Genomic DNA, 18106 nt, shown 5'->3' on the forward strand with positions numbered 1-18106 from the left:
AATATGTAAACTCCGCCTCTTACCTAAAAAAATACAATTATGGATAAAGGAAAAGTAATTGAAGGCAAAGCAAAACCAAGAGGAAAATACCCACACGTTAAAAGAGTGGGAGATTTTATCTTTGTTTCAGGAACCAGTTCACGTCGTGCTGATAATACATTTGCAGGCGTAGAAGTAGACGAAATGGGAACCACAAGTCTAGATATCAAAAAACAAACCGCTGCGGTATTAGAGAATATAGATAGTATTCTTCAGCAAGAAGGAGCGAGTTTAAAAGATGTGGTAGACGTGACCAGCTTTTTAGTAAATATGAACGATTTTAAAGGTTACAATGAAACTTACGGCGAATTCTTTGAGCCCGAAACTGGCCCTACCAGAACCACCGTTGCCGTTCACCAATTACCACATCCTCATTTATTGGTAGAAATAAAGGTGATGGCTTATAAAAAGCAAGCTTATGCAGGACATTAAAAATTTTATTGGCGGCAAACTTCAAAACTCATTGAACAATAAATGGTTGGATAATTACAATCCTGCCAATGGGGAAGTTTACTCAAAAATACCTGCTAGCAATGCAAAAGATGTAGAGCTAGCGGTAGAAGCAGCACAAAAAGCTTTTCCCATTTGGTCACAATATACTGTAGAGCAACGTAGTAATGCCCTTCATGAAATCGCCGATAAAATTGAAGAAAACCTCATCGCTTTCGCGGAAGCAGAATCATTAGATAACGGCAAACCTTTAAGTTTGGCGCTAACGATTGATATTCCTCGAGCCATAAGTAACTTTAGATTTTACGCCCAAGCCATTACACAGTTTGCCAGTAAATCCCACGAAACTGTAGGCACCAATAGCATCAATTTTACATTAAAAAAACCTATAGGTGTGGTGGGTTGCATTTCTCCGTGGAATCTTCCCTTGTATTTATTCTCTTGGAAAATAGCGCCAGCTCTAGCCGCAGGGAATTGCGTGGTAGCTAAACCGAGTGAAATCACGCCAATGACGGCTTTCTTACTAAGTAAAATTTGTAAAGAAACCTGTTTGCCAGAGGGCGTGTTAAATATTGTTCACGGCACTGGTCCAGGTACTGGGCAGGCGATTGTAGAACATCCAGAAATTAAGGCTATTTCTTTTACAGGAGGCACCAAAACTGGTGAGATGATTGCTAGAACTGCAGCGCCCATGTTTAAAAAATTATCTCTAGAGCTTGGCGGAAAAAATCCTAACCTCATTTTTGCCGATTGCGATTATGATAAAATGCTACAAACTACACTCAAATCTTCTTTTGCCAATCAAGGACAAATTTGCCTTTGCGGAAGTCGAATTTTTGTAGAAGAAAGCATCTACGAAAAATTTAAAACCGATTTTGTTTCCGAAGTAAAAAAATTGAAAGTAGGACCACCTTCCGAAGCATCAAGTAATTTAGGCGCTTTGGTGTCTAAAGAACATTTAGAAAAAGTGTACAAGCACATTCATAGTGCACCTCAACAAGAAGCTACTATTTTATGTGGCGGAAATAAAGTAAAGGTGAAAGACCATGAAAATGGCTACTACCTAGAACCTACGGTGATTGAAGTGAAAAGCAATTCCTGTGACCTCAACCAACAAGAAATTTTTGGCCCCGTAGTAACCCTCATGCCTTTCTCTTCAGAAAAAGAAGCTTTAGCTTTAGCCAACGATGTTCGCTACGGACTATCGGCCACAGTTTGGACCAACAATCTCAACCGTACCATGCGACTTAGCAATACACTAGAAGCAGGCATTGTTTGGGTAAACACATGGCTCAACCGCGATTTAAGAACTCCTTTTGGCGGTATAAAAGATAGCGGTGTAGGTCGTGAGGGCGGTTTCAATGCTTTAGAATTTTTTACCGAACCCAAAAATATTTGTATACAATACGCCGACGAAACCCATTAACCACTACATAACCTAAGCATCCTATGAAAAAGAAACTTCGCATCAACGGACATTCACATTTATTACCTTATCCACATCAAATTCCTGCTTTTATGAAAGAAAAGGAAATCTTTTGGGTAGATGAAGAGCGTAAATATATGCTCCAAAAGAACTGGAAAAGACCTGTGACCGATTCTAGTTTCTTTTTAGATGAAAAATTAGAATGGATGGAGCGTTATAATATTGATCATGCGGTAGTTCTCAATCTTTCCCAACTATACGGAAATGGTTTACGCGTAGAAGAAATGAAAAAAGCATTGCGTTTTCAAAATGATTTTAATGCCAAAGTGCAGCGAGATCATCCTTCTAAATTTACCTGTGGCTTTGTAGTACATCCTGGTTTTGTGAGAGGAGCCTTGTGGGAAATTGAACGTTGTGTAGAAGAATTAGGAATGCAGTTGCTATGTCTCCCAACGCATTATATGGACAGTATTGGAACATGGCGTTGTATTTTTGATGAAGAAAATGAGCCCATTTTTGAAATGGCAAGTAAATATAATTTAGCGGTAGAAATACACCCGTATGACGGAGAGAAATTTATTTTACTAGAAAATACGTCTTGGCGTTTTCACTTAATATGGATGCTGGCTCAATGTGCAGATGCGTATCACTTTTTAACGCTAAATGGCTACCCAGATAAATATCCTAATATGCGTGTTTGCTTTGCTCACGGCGGTCAATTAGCACAAATTAACCTAGGAAGAAGAATACAAGGTTTTGACGGTAGAGCTGATTTATTTGAGGGAAAAACGCATCCGAGGAAATCTGTAGGCCATAAAAATATCTTTTTTGATACCTTGGTACACGACACAGGTTCTTTAAAATTATTGGTAGAAAATCAAAAACCAAAACAAATTATTGCTGGTTTAGATGATCCTTATCCATTGGGAGAAATGGATAGTGAGAAGCAATCTTCTTATCCTGGCAAAATATTAGATTTAGCCGTAGAAAGAGATATTTTAACACAAATTCAATGTGATGATATTTGGGAAAATAACGTGATTCAGTGGTTGTGTGGTGATGATCAAGAAGCTAAAGATAAATTGGTAAAACGAATCACGGGCTAATGCATTTTTTATCGGAAGAACTTAATCATTATATAGAGCAGCATTCTCAAAAAGAACCCGAATTGCTTCAGCAGTTGCATCGAGAGACGTATCAAAAAATCTTGCAGCCACGTATGTTAAGTGGCCATTTTCAAGGTAGAGTTTTAAGTATGTTAGCAAAGCTTATTGGGCCTAAAAACATATTGGAAATAGGAACTTACACGGGGTATTCTGCTTTATGCTTAGCGGAAGGAATGCAAACTAACGGAGTTTTACATACCATAGATAAAAACGAGGAGTTGGTTGATTTTCAACGTAAGTATTTTAATCATTCTTCTTGGGGAAGTCAAATTCATCAGCATTTAGGAGATGCTTTAGATCTTATTCCTAATCTAGAAGAAAACTTTGATTTGGTATTTATTGATGCCGACAAGCAAAATTATCCCAATTATTTTGAACTTATTTTACCAAAAATGAATTCTGGAGGAATTATTTTATCAGATAATGTGTTGTGGAGCGGAAAAGTAATAGAAACTTTAAAAAAAGGAGATGTAGACACAGAAGCTTTACTTCATTACAATAAGCTACTTAATAAAGATCCAAGAGTAGAAACAGTACTTTTACCTATTCGGGATGGATTAACTGTTACCCGGGTACTTTAATTTGGTATCGATAAGTTTTTTATAGAGTAGATACACAATAATAGCGCAAATTAATCCAACAATAGCTCCGCCTAAAATATCGCCAGGATAGTGTACTCCCACATAAATTCTACTGGTAGCGAATAAAATTGGCCATAGATAGATGATATAAATCCATTTCCATCGTTTTCTTAACATCAAAACTAAAAACGTACTAATAGCTACAGACGTGGAAGTATGTCCAGAAACAAAACTATAATAACTTGGTTCTTGAAGTATTCTTATTACATCTTTAAACTCGGTAACATTATTGGGTCTCACTCTAGCGATAGTAGCTTTAATAACACGCGTTACCCCAAAACTAACGGCAAAACTGGCTAAAAATGAGAGTATGCCAATGATAATATTTTTTCCGCTGTGAGAAATGATTACTAATGCAAAGAATAAAATATAAAGAGGAATCCAAGTTTGTTCTTGCGTGACAAAAATCCAAAAGTCATCAAAGCGTTCTATTCCTAATCCGTTAAGATAAATAAAAAGGTCACGATCCCATTGCTTCAACTGTCCAATCATAGGTGATTATCGCTTTCTACTAATGGAACCTGTAATTTCGTCAATTTCTTGTTTTACCTTATCTACTTCTTCCTTAATATTCTTACCGCCCATTTCTCCTATTTCTTTATTAGAAGTAATTTCTGATTTAATATCATTGGTCGCATCTTTAACAGTGCGTATGCCTTTCCCTAATCCTCTAGCGATTTCAGGAATTTTATCTGCGCCAAATACCATCACCAATATAAAAACGATAAAGGCTATCTCGGCACCACTTATAAAAAAAGGTAGTATTTGCATGAGACAAATATAACATGAAAAAAAAAGCTGACTCGTTAAAGTCAGCTTAAAAATTAAATCTGTTCCGTATTAATCATTCTTTTTCTCTTTTTTAAATTTTTCAAACTCGTTACTTTCCTTTTTTTGAGGCCAAGAATTGTTGGCAGTATCTACATCTGCAGTTTCCATATCTGGATCTACTATTACAGACTCTAATTCTTTATTGGTAGCCAATACGCGAGTTACTTCTTTATCATTTTTTCTCCAGATTTGTGCGGGATACGTCATCTTTTCTGAAGTACCATCTTTATATTTATATTCTACGATAAGTGGCATTACAAGACCTCCTGGCTTATTGAATTTAATTTGATAGAAATGTTTAGGAATAGTCATATTTTGACGTTCTTGTTCCGTAAAGTTATCCATCATAAAAGATTTTAACTTAGGCGCATTTTCTTCTGTAGATTTACTTTTCATTGCTGAAGTAAATTCGTCGCTATCTTCTTCTACCACGTACAAAGCATCCACTTGAGAAGGATCTTCGACCCCATAGCGCTCCAACATTTCTTTACCTGCTTTTGTTGGCGCGTCTGTTACATAGTAAGATTTTACGTCTTCTACTCCAATATCTACAAAATCTGTGGTGTAAAACCAGCCTCTCCAATACCAATCTAAATCCATCCCTGAAGCATCCTCCATGGTTCTAAAGAAATCTTCTGGTGTTGGGTGTTTAAACATCCATCTTTTAGAATAAATTTTAAACGCGTGATCAAACATTTCTTTTCCCATCACGGTTTCTCTTAAGATGTTTAAGGCTGTCGCAGGTTTACCATAAGCATTATTCCCTAATTGATGAACTTGCTCTGGATTACTCATAATAGGACTAATAAAATCTTGATTCCCCTTCATGTAATTGGTGATTTTTGAAGGTTCTCCCCTTCTTGAAGGATAGTTTTCTAAGGGCGCAATCGCTTCAGGAAATCTCTTTCCAAACTTCTGTTCAGATACAAACTGCAAGAAGGTATTTAAACCTTCATCCATCCATCCCCATTGGCGTTCATCGCTATTCACAATCATTGGGAAAAAATTATGTCCTATTTCATGAATAATTACACTCACCATTCCAAATTTGGTGCGCTCGCTATAGGTTCCATCTTCATTAGGACGTCCATAATTCCAACAAATCATAGGATATTCCATCCCTTGATTTTTGGCATGAACCGAAATTGCTTTGTGGTAAGGATAATCAAAAGTCATATCGCTATAACTTGTCAACGTATGCGCAACTGCTTTGGTAGAATACTCTTCCCATAATGGGTTTCCTTCTTTAGGATACAAAGAAACTGCCATCACTTCACGATTTCCTATTTTGACATTTTGCATGTCCCAAATGTACTTTCTAGAGGATGTAAAAGCAAAATCTCTTACCATATTGGCCTCAAACTCCCAAGTTTTAGTCCTGTTAGAAAAACCCTTTTCAGCTTTTTCTGCCTCTTTCTGGTTTACAATTACTACTGGCTTATCAAAAGATTTCTTTGCCTGCTCGTAGCGATTCATCATGGTTTTAGAAAAAACATTTTTTCTATTTTGCAATTTCCCTGTAGCATCTAAAATATGATCTGCAGGAACGGTAATTTTTACTTTATAATCTCCAAAGGGTAAAGCAAACTCACCGTCACCCCAAAATTGATAGTTTTGCCACCCTTCTACATCGTTATAAACTGCCATTCTTGGAAAAAACTGAGCAATCACATAAGCGTAATTGCCATCTTTCTCGAAGAATTCATATCCAGAGCGGCCTCTATTCTTTACGTGATCATTAATATTATACCACCATTTTATAGAAAACTCTATATCATCTCCCGGCTCTAAAACCTTAGGAAGATCTACACGCATCATCGTTTGATTGATGCTATAATTTAGCGGAGATCCGTTTTGAGTTACTTTTTCTATATTAAAACCTCCATCAAAAGGCTCTTCTATAAATTGAGAAACAAAACGACCGGTTTGATTCACCTCAGAAATTCCATTGCCGTTTTGTAGTTCAGATTTACTATCTTTTGCTCGTATATTTTGATCTAATTGCACCCATAGATATTCCAACTTATCTGGAGAATTATTGGTGTACGTAATCGTTTCTTCCCCATATAATTTCTGATTTTTATCATCTAAAACCACTTCCATATCATAGTCGGCGGTATTTTGATAATATGCCGGGCCTGGAGCTCCAGAAGCTGTTCTATATTGATTGGGAGTTGCAAACTCTTGGTACAACTGTCTAAACTTATTGGTGTTGGTGTGTCCTTGTTTTGCTTCTTCTTTTTCAGGTGTATCCTGCGCAAAAACAGTCACACTTGCCATGGCAAAAATGAAGGTAATTGCTATTTTAAAATATTTTCTATTCATAAAATATAGTTTTAAGTATTGATGGTTTTAATCAAATTTTATTACATCTGTTGGTTTATCCTTCACGAACAAAAGTGATTTTGTTTCGCCATGTTTTTCAAAATGAACCAAGTTTTTTTGATCTTCAAACAAATCAGTTAACAGTAGGTTCGTGATTTTTACCGAAGAAAATTCTCTCACCTTCTCAATTTCAAAGTAACAAATAATCAAATCGTCTTCATAGCGCTTTCCTATAAAATTAAGTTTAAGATCTTGATTATGAGTATTTATCTTTAATTTTTTTCTGAAATACTTCTCAATATAAGCATTGTTTACTGCAAGATCTTGATCTCTTAATAACTCTACCTTACTGTCATAGCGAGTTTGAAGTAATTTCTGAAAATCGTCTACAAAAATGCGAGTGATGAGTTGAACCGAAGAAGATTCTTCCACATATTCTGCATTGGTAACACTTAAGTAAAACTTATGGGTTCCTCTAAAAGAAAAGCAGGAACAGATTAAAAGTAAAAAAATAAGTTTCTTAAGGTGTTTCAATATTAATTTCTTTAAATTTATGATAGCTCATAGCGGTTTCTTTTAAAAACTTGATTAAAGCTAAAGTGGGCTTTTCTTTGACTATCAAATCTTTAAAAGGTTTAAAACCGATGCAATAATAAATAAAATCTTCGATTAGAGCTTCTGGTATTTTTAATTCTTCGGTGTAAAAATCAATTGGAAAAATGTAGTAAGCTTTTTCCATCGCTGCTTTTTCGTTTTCGTAATCCAATTGACGGTATACCATCGCCAATCTCCCCGAGAAATAATTAATAATGGGGTCTATAGGAATAATTCCGCCGCCGGTAATGGTTGCAGTGTAAATTCTTCTTTCGGCTAGAGTAGATCTGTTTTTTACTACGGGTAATCCAAAACTAGCCGCATTTAAATAAGGCTGAGTTTCTATAGTTTCTACATCTTTATCGAGTAATCCCGTTAGATAAAGATCAGAAATATTCACTTCTTCCAACTCATTCACCAAGGGCAATAAATAGATTCTTTTTTCTCCTGTAAAGTCTTCCGCAGCGACGGTAATTTGATACGGTTCATATTGCAAAGAAGAAAAAAATAAAGTATCCCCTGCTTTCGCGGAAATTTGAAATCTCCCATTCGCATTGTTTATGGTTCCTTTTTTAGAATTTAGATTCACCACATTTACCTCTCTAATTGAAATAGAGTCCGCTATAATTTTTCCAGAAAAAACTCTTTTTTGCGCGTAAATAGCTCCTGAAAACAACAAAAAAGCAATTAAGACAGGAATGTGTGATTTCATAATTTTACTCGTTCTATGGTGTTATTTTTCATTACAAAAGGCTTCTGCTGCGAAGGAAAACGATATAATTCTGCTTCAGAAAAAACTATTCAGAATTTTCTTTTTTAAATTTCTTGTATGCTGTTTTTTGATTTCTAAAAAAATCAATCATCACAAAAGGATCTTTTTGATTGACGGTTGTTTTAAATTCTTCTTGATTAGAACAGAAATACAAGAAATCGTCTATCAAAATAGGATCTATCTTTAGGGTTTCCACAAAGAAATTATTAGGAACCAAGTGCTTGCTTTGTTGAATAAGCAGTTCTAAATCTGCATATTTCTTTTGTCTATTTAGCATTTCCATTCTTCCGCTAAGGACATCAATTAAAACTCCTATAGGTCCGCCAGAACTTGCTGTATAAAGCCTGCGTTCTTCCACAGTTAACCTAGGAGCAGTTCTAATGGGGATGCCCAAATCTTGGGCGCTTAAGATAGGCTGTAACTCCATATTATTAGCATCTGCCAATAAATCTCTTGTTAAAGTTAAGGAGGAAATATTTACCTCTTCCAGCTCATTCACCATTAGAAAAAGAATGATTTGGTTGTTTCTCTTCTGAAGCATTTCTGAAGTAATTTCTACGGTATGAGGTTCATATTTTACCGAAGAAAAAATAACCTTATCTCCTTCGCTTGCTTGAATAGAAAATTTACCAGAAGCGGCATTTACCGTTCCCAATTTATTCGTATAATTGACGATATTCACCTGAATTTCTGCAATAGAATCGGCTACAATAGTTCCAGAAAATTCTTGGTTATTTTGCGCATTAGTTTCCCAGAAACTACAAATACATATAAGGAGAAAAAGGTAGTTTTTTAACATAAAAAGAGTTACTTCTCTCTTAAAGACGCTTTAATTTTCTTGTTGTTGCATTTTGTAGGCTTTGCTTTTTTCAATTAAAAACTCAATGAGATCCAATTCATTGCCTTTTTCTAGCATGCGCTCTTCCAATCCATTTTCTTGTGCGTAGAAAATAAATTCATTTATATTTTCTTTCTTTACATCTAGGTTACGCTTAAAAAAATCGTCGTTATATACTTTTCTTACAGATACATCCATATCTTCTGCCGTAAGCTTTCTCTCTTTTGTATTAGAATTGAATATGGTTCTGAAAATATTAGCAAAATTAAGACCGTTGGTGAGGTAACCTTTATCCATGGCGATATTCTCCACTTTAGAATCTTTATCGTCTCTAAACTTATAAGCGTAGGTATTTACCATTTCTTCCGAAGATAATTTTGTACGATCTACGTTTACGGTCGTAATCTTAGCAACATCAGCTTGTACATTTCCAGAAAGATCATAAGGTTTTAGAGTTATTTCCTCCAATTCATTAACGGCCTCGCTAATTTTTATATTAATGGTTTTATTCTTAAGAACTCCCGCATCTATAGTTACTATAAATTTTTGGTATTGTATAGAAGAAACCATAAGCCTATCATTTAAGCCTACCTTGATGATAAACTCGCCGTATTTATTGGTGGAGACCCCTTCGGTAGTGTTCATATTATAAATATTAATATCTCCAGCATCCATATAACTATCTACACTCACTTGTCCTTTAATAAATACGCGATTTTCAATTTGAGCTTGAATAAAGCTTAAATTCAGCAAAAAAATCAGTAATAATAATTCTTTTTTCATAATGCTTAGGGTTTTAAGTAAATCTTATAGAAAACTTAAAAGAGTAAAATTTCTTTTTTGTAGCTTTTCAATACTATAAATTTACATAAAAAAAATCGATATATGAATTGTATTATTGCCAGTACTTCTACTGTTCACGGTAGTAGCTATTTAGGTTATTTTCATGATGCCTTAACGGAATTATTTACAGGAGTGAAAGAAATAATTTTTATCCCCTACGCAAGACCCGGTGGTATTTCTCATAAGGAATACACTAAAAAAGCGCAGGAAGGATTAAAGTTTTTAAATATTGACGTTGTGGGATTGCACGAAAAAGAAAATCCCAAGCAAGCGATTGAAAATGCGCAAGCAATTTTTACTGGCGGGGGAAATACATTCTTATTGGTTTCCCAATTGTACAAAAATGATCTTATGAACAACTTAAGCGATAAAATAAAAGCAGGATGTGCTTATTTGGGTACTAGTGCAGGCAGTAACATTTGCGGAAAAACGATGCATACCACCAATGATATGCCTATTGTTCACCCGCCTTTGTTTGACACGTTGGGATTATTTCCGTTTAATATCAATCCGCATTATTTAGATCCAGACCCTAATTCTACCCATAAAGGAGAAACTAGAGAAACGAGGATAAAAGAATTTCAGCAGCAGCACAAGATTCCTGTTGTTGGGTTGCGGGAAGGAAGCTGGATTCGCATAAAAGATCAAGATTTAGTTTTAAAAGGAGACTTAAACGCTCGCGTGTTTATTCCGCAGAAAGAAGCTATAGAAGTGAAGCCTAATCATTCTTTTAAAAACTTATCGTAATGGATTATCAAACCCTTTTAAATATAATTGAAAAAGATTTAGAAACTTTTGAGCATGAAGGAAAAGTAGCCGATTATATTCCTGAACTTGCTTTTGTTCCCGGCGATAAGTTTGGAATGCACCTGCATTGTATCAATCAACAAGATTACTCCATTGGCGATAGCGAAGAGAAGTTTTCTATACAAAGTATTTCTAAAGTGTTTAGTCTAGCTTTGGCTAAAATGCATAAAACCAAAATATGGCATCGGGTGGATGTAGAACCCTCAGGAAACCCTTTTAATTCTCTTACACAATTAGAAATGGAAGCTGGAATACCACGAAATCCTTTCATTAATTCTGGGGCTTTGGTAATTTCAGATATTTTGCTGAGTTGTTTGAAAAATCCCAAAGAAGAACTGTTAGAATTTGTAAGACATCTAGCTCAAGATGATGATATTTATTACGATGAGGAAGTGGCTATTTCTGAGAAAAAACACGGATATAGAAATGTAGCCTTAGTGAATTATATGAAGGCTTTGGGAAACATCAATAACGATGTAGACGACATTTTAGATTTTTATTTTTACCAATGTTCTATTGCTATGAGCTGCAGTCAATTAGCAAAAGCCTTTATGATGTTTGCAAATAGCGGAAAAAATATAGGAACTCAAGAGCGAATACTAAAACCTAAAAGTATTAAACGAATTAACGCTATTATGCAAACTTGTGGTTTTTATGATGAGGCAGGAGAATTTAGTTTTAGAGTAGGTTTACCAGGAAAAAGTGGTGTTGGTGGTGGTATTGTAGCGATTCATCCGCATCATTACACGGTGGCAGTTTGGAGTCCTAAACTTAACCCTAACGGAAATTCTGAAAAAGGAATGCGCGCTCTAGAAGAATTGACTAGTCTTACTGGATTATCTATTTTTTAACATAAAAAAAGCCTCTTAAGAAAGAGGCTTTAGAGCGGGAGACCAGGTTCGAACTGGCGACATTCAGCTTGGAAGGCTGACGCTCTACCAACTGAGCTACTCCCGCATTGCGAGGGCAAATATAGTAACTATCTTTAATTTGAAGCAAATAAAAATTTAATTTTTTTATAAAATTGATTTATTTTGCAATCCAAGCATATATCTTTTCTAAAATAACTCTAAATTAGAACAAAAAATTAGAACAAAAGATGGATATCAATTTTAAAAAAATTTCTACTTATGGATCAATCAATTAAGCATAAAGAGAATGAAACCAATGGCATTTTTTATTTAGAATTAGAGAATAAAATAGTATCTGAACTCACTTACGTAAAAAAGGAACCCAATATTTTGATTATTGATCGTACCGAAACCAAAAAGGCGGAAGAAGGAAAAGGTTTGGCTTCAAAATTAGTAGAATATATAGTTATGTATGCTAAGGAGAATAATTATAAAATAGATCCGCTTTGTCCTTTTGCTGAAGTAAAATTTGATGAAAACGAAGCCTATCAAAAAATAAGAGCATAAGTTGAACATAGAAATGAAAGAAGTAGATGCTGCGGTAGTTTTACCTATACGCCAAAAAGTACTTAGAGAAGGAAAGCCTATAGAAATGTGTAAAATGCCTGGAGATGAACTTTCGTCAAGCATTCATTTAGGTCTTTTTTACGAAAATAAATTGGCAGGAATTGCTACTTTAATGGTAGATGCACATCCAGATTTCCCCGATCTTTCTCAATTACGCTTGCGCGGAATGGCGGTTTTGCCCGAATTCCAGAAAAAGCAATTAGGTAAATTATTAATAGAAGAAGCGATCAATATTTCTCAAAAAAAACATGCTGACATTCTGTGGTTTAATGCTAGAGAAACGGCCATTGGATTTTATGAAAAATTTGATTTTTCCGTAAAAGGAAATGGGTTCCTCATTGAAGACGTAGGCAATCATTTTTTGATGTATAAAGAATTATGAATAGAAGAAATTTTATAAGCAAAAGTACTGGCACAGCCGCAGTTAGCCTACTTCCAGTCTCTTTTTGGAGCTCTCTTTGGCTGCAAGAATTCACAATAGAAGAACTTACAGGAAAAGCGAATGTATCATTTTATGGTAAAAATTATCAACTTCGGAAAGAAGTAAACAAAGCATTTTTAAAGATGCAAGCCAAAGCTAAAAAGGAAGGGATTCATATTCAAATTGTTTCTGCTTATCGCAGCTACGAACGACAAACACAAATTTTTAATGCTAAATTTAATCGGTATACCAAACAAGGTTTATCTGGAAAAGATGCGGTCAATAAAATTATTGAATACTCTACCATTCCAGGAACTTCTAGACATCATTGGGGAACCGACATCGATATTATTGATGCCAACGCCAAGCAGCCTAAAAATGTTTTAATGCCGAAAAATTATAGTGAAGATGGTCCTTATTGCGATATGAAAATCTGGCTAAATAAACACAGTGAAAAATTTGGCTTTTATATAGTGTACACAGATAATCCCAAGAGAAAAGGTTTTTATCCTGAACCATGGCATTTCTCCTATAAGAAAACTTCTGTAGCGATGTTAAAAGCCTATCAAGATATAGATTTTAAAAAAATCATCACTCAAGATACAAATCTTAGAGGAAGAGAATTTTTAACGGAATCGTTTTTAAATACGTATAAAAAAGAGCATATTTTAGATATTAATCCGGCATTACTTCCGTAAAGTAATTTTAGCATAACTTTATATGAGAAAGAGCACTAACTTCTTTAACTTTGCGACAAAACAAAATCATGTCGAACAAAGCTATTTTAGTCATTTTAGATGGCTGGGGAGAGACAAGCAATAAGAGTGTATCTGCTGTAGACCGAGCCAATACTCCTTTTATAGATTCCTTATATAAAAAATATCCACACGCTTTATTGCGCACCGATGGGGAACATGTAGGCTTGCCTAAGGGGCAAATGGGAAATAGCGAAGTAGGACATCTTAATCTGGGAGCAGGAAGAATTGTATATCAAGATCTTGCCAAAATAAATAAAGCCGTAGAGCATAAATCTCTAGGCTCAGAGCCTGTTTTAGAACAGGCTTTTGATTATGCGATAAGTCACGAGAAACCTATTCACTTTATAGGTTTACTTAGTGATGGCGGAGTTCATTCTCACATCAATCATTTAAAGGGACTGTTAGAGTCTGCGCACACGTTTGGCGTTAAAGATAAATACGTACACGCTTTTACCGATGGTAGAGATGTAGACCCTAAGTCGGGATTAGGTTTTGTAAAAGATTTACAAAGTGACTTAGAGAAAACGGATAGTACTTTAGCTTCTGTCATTGGAAGATATTATGCTATGGATCGTGATAGACGCTGGGAAAGAACCAAAAAAGCCTATGATTTATTAGTAAATGGCGTGGGAGAAGAAACTTCTTCTGTATTAAGTCATATTCAAAAAAGTTATGAGAAAGATATAACCGATGAGTTTTTAGAACCCATTTTAGTAAATACGGAAGGAAAAACTCATACCATTGAAAAAGGAGACGTTGTCATTTTCTTTAATTTTAGAACTGATAGAGGTAGGCAATTAACGCACGCTTTGACGCAGGAAGACGTGGCTCAATATAATTTAAAGAAGCTTCCGTTGTATTTTGTGACGATGACCAATTATGACGATACTTTTTCTAATATTAACGTGGTATTCAATAAAGATCACATCAAAGCAACTTTGGGAGAGACCCTAGAATATGTAGGAAAAACCCAGTTAAGAGCTGCAGAAACAGAGAAATACCCTCATGTTACTTTCTTTTTCTCTGGCGGAAGAGAGACACCGTTTAAAGGAGAAGAACGCATTTTAGTACAATCGCCAAAGGTTGCAACTTACGATTTGCAACCCGAAATGAGTGCGGTAGAATTAACCGATAAGCTCGTAGATAAGATTGAAGACAACGATAAAGATTTTATTTGTATTAACTTCGCTAATCCAGATATGGTAGGACACACTGGTGATTTTGACGCAGCGGTTAAGGCTTGCGAAACTGTTGATGCTTGTTTAAAAAGAGTGGTAGAAGCGGGAATGGAGAATTATAACTTTATTATCCTAGCAGATCATGGCAATAGCGAGAAGATGAAAAACGAAGATGGTTCTGCCAATACAGCACATACTACCAATCCTGTACCTGTTATTTTAATTTCTTCGGAAGAAAAACAAATAAAAGACGGAATTCTAGGCGATATTGCTCCTACCCTTTTAGAGCTCATGGAGGTCAATAAACCCGAGTTGATGACGCAAAATAGTTTACTAGTATGAAAACAACAAGCCTCTTTTTAATCGTCGCATTAGCCTTCTTTTCTTGCAAAAGCAATGAAGAGGTGCAAAAAGAAACTACACATACTACAAGTGTAACTACAAGTGTAAAAACAGAGGCAAAAAATTCTTCCGAAGTAAAAATTTCTCCGCAAGAGGAGGAGTACACAGGAATTATTACCGAAGAGGATCTTACATCTGGAATTTTAAAAGTTTGGTTTATGCCTGGCTATGAAGCTTACGATCCAGATCAAGAAACTGTAGATAAAATTGATAAAAATATTGACGACTACAGTATAAAGGTATTTATGGGAACCTGGTGTTCCGATAGTAGGCGCGAAATTCCAAAATTTTTTAAATTATTAGATAGAATAGATTACAATCAAAATAACTTGGAGGTAATCACTACTGATTTATATAAAACAACAAAACAAGGATACGAAAAAGAGTACAACATAGACTTTGTTCCTACCATTATTTTTATTGATAAAAATGGAGAAGAAGTAAATCGTTTTGTAGAATTTCCACAAGAATCCTTAGAAGAAGATATTTTAAAAATTGTAACCAACCAGCCTTATACAAATAGTTACGCAGATTAAATATTATGACAAATAATAAATCCTTATTGATAGCAGTCGACTTTGATGGTACCATTGTAGAAAATAAGTATCCTAAAATTGGAGAACCGACTATTTTTGCTTTTGAAACTTTAAAAAAGCTTCAAGAAAAAGGTCACCGATTGATTTTGTGGACGTACCGATACGGAAAAGAGCTAGATGAGGCTGTAAAATTTTGTGAAAAACACGGTGTTGTTTTCTATGCTGTGAATCAAAGTTTTCCAGAGGAGGAATACGATTCTAAAGTAAGTAGAAAAATCAATGCAGATCTTTTTATCGATGATAGAAATATTGGAGGATTAGTGGGATGGGGTGAAATCTATCGAATAATCCTAGAGGAAAAACCAGAACATTTAAAACCTAAAAAAAAGAAAGGTTTATTTTCCTTTCTTAAATAAAAGTATATGATTATAACTAAAACCACAGAAGAGATTGAATTAATGAGAGAGAGCGCTTTAGTAGTATCTAAAACTCTTGGAGTGATTGCTAAAGAAGTAAAACCAGGTGTTACCACCTTACAATTGGATAAGCTTGCGGAAGATTTTATAAGATCTGAAGGTGCCATTCCCGGTTTTTTAGGTCTTTATGACTTCCCCAACTCTCTATGCATGAGTCCCAACGCACAAGTTGTTCATGGGATACCTAATGATGAGCCGCTGCAAGAAGGAGATATTATTTCTATTGACTGTGGAGCAATTAAAAATGGGTTTTATGGAGATCACGCTTATACTTTTGCCGTGGGAGAAGTGGATGAAGAAGTGAAAAAATTATTACAAGCAACCAAAGAATCTTTATATAAAGGAATTAGAGAGTTTAAAATTGGAAATCGTGTGGGCGATGTAGGTTATGCCATTCAAAAATATGCCGAAGACCACGGTTACGGTGTAGTAAGAGAATTGGTAGGACATGGTTTAGGAAAAACAATGCATGAAGATCCAGAAATGCCCAATTACGGAAAAAGAGGAAGAGGAAAGAAATTTGTAGAAGGAATGGTCGTTGCCATAGAACCTATGATTAATATGGGAACAAAGAATATAAAACAACTTAAAGATGGTTGGACAATTCTTACTCGAGATGGTAAACCTAGTGCGCATTTTGAACATGATGTAGCATTAGTAGACGGTAAGCCAGAGCTCTTATCGACATTTGATTACATTTATGAATCTTTAGGAATTGAAAGTGATGAAGAAAGAGAATTTAGAAAATAAAGAAAGTTTCTATCTTAACAATAATCTCTTAGAAGAATGGAAATTTTATTTTGAAGATAACTGGGCAGAAGGCTATGAAGTAGCCCTTTCTAGCAAAGGCAGGATAATGAATTTTGTAAGGAGTAAAGGGGGAAAAATTCTTAAAGGCAGCAAAATTAATGGCTATCCTATCTTTAATACACGTTTAAAAAACGGAAAAAGAAATAATTTCTATACGCATAAGATAATGGCAAAAGCTTTTCTGGAAAAGCCAGAGGATGGTTTATTTGTAATTCATAAAAATTATGATAAAACCGATAATAATCTAAATAACTTGCAATGGGTAAACCGAAAACAATGGGAAGCTCATCAAGACAATAATCCAAAAGTTATCGCAAAAAGAAAAAGTAAAAGTAGAAGCTTCTCTAAACTCAGTTTTGGCCAAGCAACTATTCTTAAGAAAAAACTTTTAGATCCTAATAGACGAACAAGATTAAAAGTACTGGCCAAACAATTTGGAGTTTCAGAAATGCAATTGCACCGTATTAAAACTGGAGAAAACTGGGCTGATATAAAAGTATGATCAAAAAAGGATTTCGGTTTATTCTAAACCACATTCCCAGGCCTATACTTATTAAATTAAGTTATTTGGCAAAACCCATTTTGGCGGTTGGTCTTAGGGGTGATAAATATACAGATCCTATTGACGGTAAAAGTTTTTCTTCTTTTTTACCTTACGGATATGTGCATCAACGTTCTAATGTATTATCACCTTCCACCTTATCTTTAGAAAGGCATCGTTTATTGTGGTTATATCTAGATAGAAAAACAGACTTTTTCATCAAGCCGCGAAAAATGCTTCATTTTGCGCCAGAACAGGCATTTTACAAAAAGTTTAAAAACTTAAAACATCTAGATTATACCACCACCGATTTAAATTCACCTTTGGCAGATGTAAAAGCCGACATTTGTGAGCTTCCTTTTAAAGATAATAGTTATGATGTTATTTTTTGCAATCACGTACTAGAGCATATTCCGAATGATGATGTGGCTATGGAAGAATTGTATCGGGTTTTAAAACCTGGTGGCTTTGCTATTTTGCAAATTCCGCAAGATCTAGAACGAGAAATCACTTTTGAAGATGATAGCATTACCGATCCAAAAAAAAGAGCTGAAATTTTTGGTCAATACGATCATGTACGAATTTATGGTCAAGATTATTTTACGAAGCTAGAAGCAAAAGGTTTCGAGGTAGAGCAAATCTGTCTTGGCAATGAGCTTACTTCAGCAGAAATTGACCGCTATCGCATTAATTCAAAAGAAATTCTACCGGTTTGTCGTAAACCTATTTAAAAACTAGAATACTTCACATATAAATAGTCAAAATTTTCATTTC

The 18106-nt window shown here is 34.9% G+C and carries 22 protein-coding genes and 1 tRNA gene; 15 read left to right on the forward strand and 8 right to left on the reverse strand.

Annotated features, from left to right (window positions below):
* Nucleotides 1–39: 39 nt before the first annotated feature.
* From RLT85_RS01020 to RLT85_RS01035, 4 genes are read left to right on the forward strand one after another with little or no spacing between them, the layout of a single operon-like run.
* Nucleotides 40–471 (forward strand): RidA family protein, encoded by a 432-nt coding sequence (locus RLT85_RS01020; protein WP_311400180.1) that lies wholly within the window; start codon nucleotides 40–42, stop codon nucleotides 469–471.
* Complete coding sequence (locus tag RLT85_RS01025; protein WP_311400181.1) at nucleotides 458–1915, forward strand: aldehyde dehydrogenase; 1458 nt, start codon at nucleotides 458–460, stop codon at nucleotides 1913–1915. The genes RLT85_RS01020 and RLT85_RS01025 overlap by 14 nt, the downstream gene beginning before the upstream one ends.
* Before the next feature lie 23 nt (nucleotides 1916–1938).
* Nucleotides 1939–3021, forward strand: a complete 1083-nt coding sequence (locus RLT85_RS01030; protein ID WP_311400182.1) for an amidohydrolase family protein — start codon at nucleotides 1939–1941, stop codon at nucleotides 3019–3021.
* Complete coding sequence (locus RLT85_RS01035; RefSeq protein WP_311400183.1) at nucleotides 3021–3662, forward strand: O-methyltransferase; 642 nt, start codon at nucleotides 3021–3023, stop codon at nucleotides 3660–3662. The genes RLT85_RS01030 and RLT85_RS01035 overlap by 1 nt, the downstream gene beginning before the upstream one ends.
* Here the strand turns inward: RLT85_RS01035 and RLT85_RS01040 are convergent.
* From RLT85_RS01040 to RLT85_RS01070, 7 genes are all read right to left on the reverse strand, one after another.
* Complete coding sequence (locus RLT85_RS01040) at nucleotides 3639–4214, reverse strand: phosphatase PAP2 family protein (protein WP_311400184.1); 576 nt, start codon at nucleotides 4212–4214, stop codon at nucleotides 3639–3641. The two genes, RLT85_RS01035 and RLT85_RS01040, sit on opposite strands and share 24 nt — an antisense overlap.
* 6 nt (nucleotides 4215–4220) lie before the next feature.
* A complete protein-coding gene (locus RLT85_RS01045) occupies nucleotides 4221–4493 on the reverse strand; it encodes a Sec-independent protein translocase subunit TatA/TatB (protein WP_311400186.1) in 273 nt (90 codons plus the stop codon).
* Between the two features lie 69 nt (nucleotides 4494–4562).
* Nucleotides 4563–6878: a M1 family metallopeptidase gene (locus RLT85_RS01050; RefSeq protein ID WP_311400187.1), complete on the reverse strand. Its 2316-nt coding sequence runs from the start codon at nucleotides 6876–6878 to the stop codon at nucleotides 4563–4565.
* A gap of 27 nt (nucleotides 6879–6905) precedes the next feature.
* Nucleotides 6906–7412, reverse strand: coding sequence for a DUF6702 family protein (locus RLT85_RS01055; protein WP_311400188.1), 507 nt, complete (start codon nucleotides 7410–7412; stop codon nucleotides 6906–6908).
* Nucleotides 7399–8184: a carboxypeptidase-like regulatory domain-containing protein gene (locus RLT85_RS01060; protein ID WP_311400191.1), complete on the reverse strand. Its 786-nt coding sequence runs from the start codon at nucleotides 8182–8184 to the stop codon at nucleotides 7399–7401. Before RLT85_RS01060 ends, RLT85_RS01055 begins: the two co-directional genes overlap by 14 nt.
* An 85-nt stretch (nucleotides 8185–8269) precedes the next feature.
* Nucleotides 8270–9043 carry a BamP family beta-assembly machinery protein gene (locus tag RLT85_RS01065; protein WP_311400192.1) on the reverse strand — a complete coding sequence of 258 codons (774 nt, stop codon included), beginning with the start codon at nucleotides 9041–9043 and terminating at the stop codon, nucleotides 8270–8272.
* Nucleotides 9044–9073: 30 nt separating this feature from the next.
* The gene (locus tag RLT85_RS01070; RefSeq protein ID WP_311400193.1) at nucleotides 9074–9865 is read right to left on the reverse strand and encodes a BamP family beta-assembly machinery protein; all 792 of its coding nucleotides are present in this window, start codon (nucleotides 9863–9865) and stop codon (nucleotides 9074–9076) included.
* 102 nt (nucleotides 9866–9967) lie between these two features.
* On the opposite strand from RLT85_RS01070, the gene pepE reads away from it, so the two are divergent.
* Both pepE and RLT85_RS01080 read left to right on the forward strand, forming a co-directional pair.
* Complete coding sequence (gene pepE, locus RLT85_RS01075) at nucleotides 9968–10672, forward strand: dipeptidase PepE (protein WP_311400194.1); 705 nt, start codon at nucleotides 9968–9970, stop codon at nucleotides 10670–10672.
* Entirely contained in the window at nucleotides 10672–11583 is a 912-nt protein-coding gene (locus RLT85_RS01080; RefSeq protein WP_311400195.1) for a glutaminase, read from the forward strand. The genes pepE and RLT85_RS01080 overlap by 1 nt, the downstream gene beginning before the upstream one ends.
* A gap of 33 nt (nucleotides 11584–11616) precedes the next feature.
* On the opposite strand, the gene RLT85_RS01085 is transcribed toward RLT85_RS01080, so the two are convergent.
* Nucleotides 11617–11689, reverse strand: a tRNA-Gly gene (locus RLT85_RS01085).
* 173 nt (nucleotides 11690–11862) lie between these two features.
* On the opposite strand from RLT85_RS01085, the gene RLT85_RS01090 reads away from it, so the two are divergent.
* The 9 genes from RLT85_RS01090 to RLT85_RS01130 all read left to right on the forward strand — a co-directional run bounded on the left by RLT85_RS01090 (nucleotide 11863) and on the right by RLT85_RS01130 (nucleotide 18063).
* On the forward strand, nucleotides 11863–12150 hold the full coding sequence (locus RLT85_RS01090; protein WP_311400196.1) for a GNAT family N-acetyltransferase: 288 nt from the start codon (nucleotides 11863–11865) through the stop codon (nucleotides 12148–12150).
* Between the two features lies 1 nt (nucleotide 12151).
* On the forward strand, nucleotides 12152–12592 hold the full coding sequence (locus RLT85_RS01095) for a GNAT family N-acetyltransferase (RefSeq protein ID WP_311400197.1): 441 nt from the start codon (nucleotides 12152–12154) through the stop codon (nucleotides 12590–12592).
* Nucleotides 12589–13329 carry a M15 family metallopeptidase gene (locus tag RLT85_RS01100; protein ID WP_311400198.1) on the forward strand — a complete coding sequence of 247 codons (741 nt, stop codon included), beginning with the start codon at nucleotides 12589–12591 and terminating at the stop codon, nucleotides 13327–13329. The genes RLT85_RS01095 and RLT85_RS01100 overlap by 4 nt, the downstream gene beginning before the upstream one ends.
* Before the next feature lie 68 nt (nucleotides 13330–13397).
* Nucleotides 13398–14909 carry a 2,3-bisphosphoglycerate-independent phosphoglycerate mutase gene (gene gpmI, locus RLT85_RS01105; protein WP_311400199.1) on the forward strand — a complete coding sequence of 504 codons (1512 nt, stop codon included), beginning with the start codon at nucleotides 13398–13400 and terminating at the stop codon, nucleotides 14907–14909.
* Entirely contained in the window at nucleotides 14906–15505 is a 600-nt protein-coding gene (locus RLT85_RS01110) for a TlpA family protein disulfide reductase (RefSeq protein WP_311400200.1), read from the forward strand. Before gpmI ends, RLT85_RS01110 begins: the two co-directional genes overlap by 4 nt.
* A gap of 5 nt (nucleotides 15506–15510) precedes the next feature.
* Nucleotides 15511–15921, forward strand: a complete 411-nt coding sequence (locus RLT85_RS01115; RefSeq protein WP_311400201.1) for a BT0820 family HAD-type phosphatase — start codon at nucleotides 15511–15513, stop codon at nucleotides 15919–15921.
* 6 nt (nucleotides 15922–15927) lie between these two features.
* Nucleotides 15928–16731: a type I methionyl aminopeptidase gene (gene map, locus RLT85_RS01120; protein WP_311400202.1), complete on the forward strand. Its 804-nt coding sequence runs from the start codon at nucleotides 15928–15930 to the stop codon at nucleotides 16729–16731.
* The gene (locus RLT85_RS01125; protein WP_311400203.1) at nucleotides 16706–17293 is read left to right on the forward strand and encodes an HNH endonuclease; all 588 of its coding nucleotides are present in this window, start codon (nucleotides 16706–16708) and stop codon (nucleotides 17291–17293) included. The genes map and RLT85_RS01125 overlap by 26 nt, the downstream gene beginning before the upstream one ends.
* On the forward strand, nucleotides 17293–18063 hold the full coding sequence (locus tag RLT85_RS01130) for a class I SAM-dependent methyltransferase (protein WP_311400382.1): 771 nt from the start codon (nucleotides 17293–17295) through the stop codon (nucleotides 18061–18063). Before RLT85_RS01125 ends, RLT85_RS01130 begins: the two co-directional genes overlap by 1 nt.
* Nucleotides 18064–18106 lie beyond the last annotated feature (43 nt).

Source organism: Mesonia ostreae, assembly GCF_031845265.1.
Classification (GTDB): Bacteria; Bacteroidota; Bacteroidia; order Flavobacteriales; family Flavobacteriaceae; genus Mesonia; species Mesonia ostreae.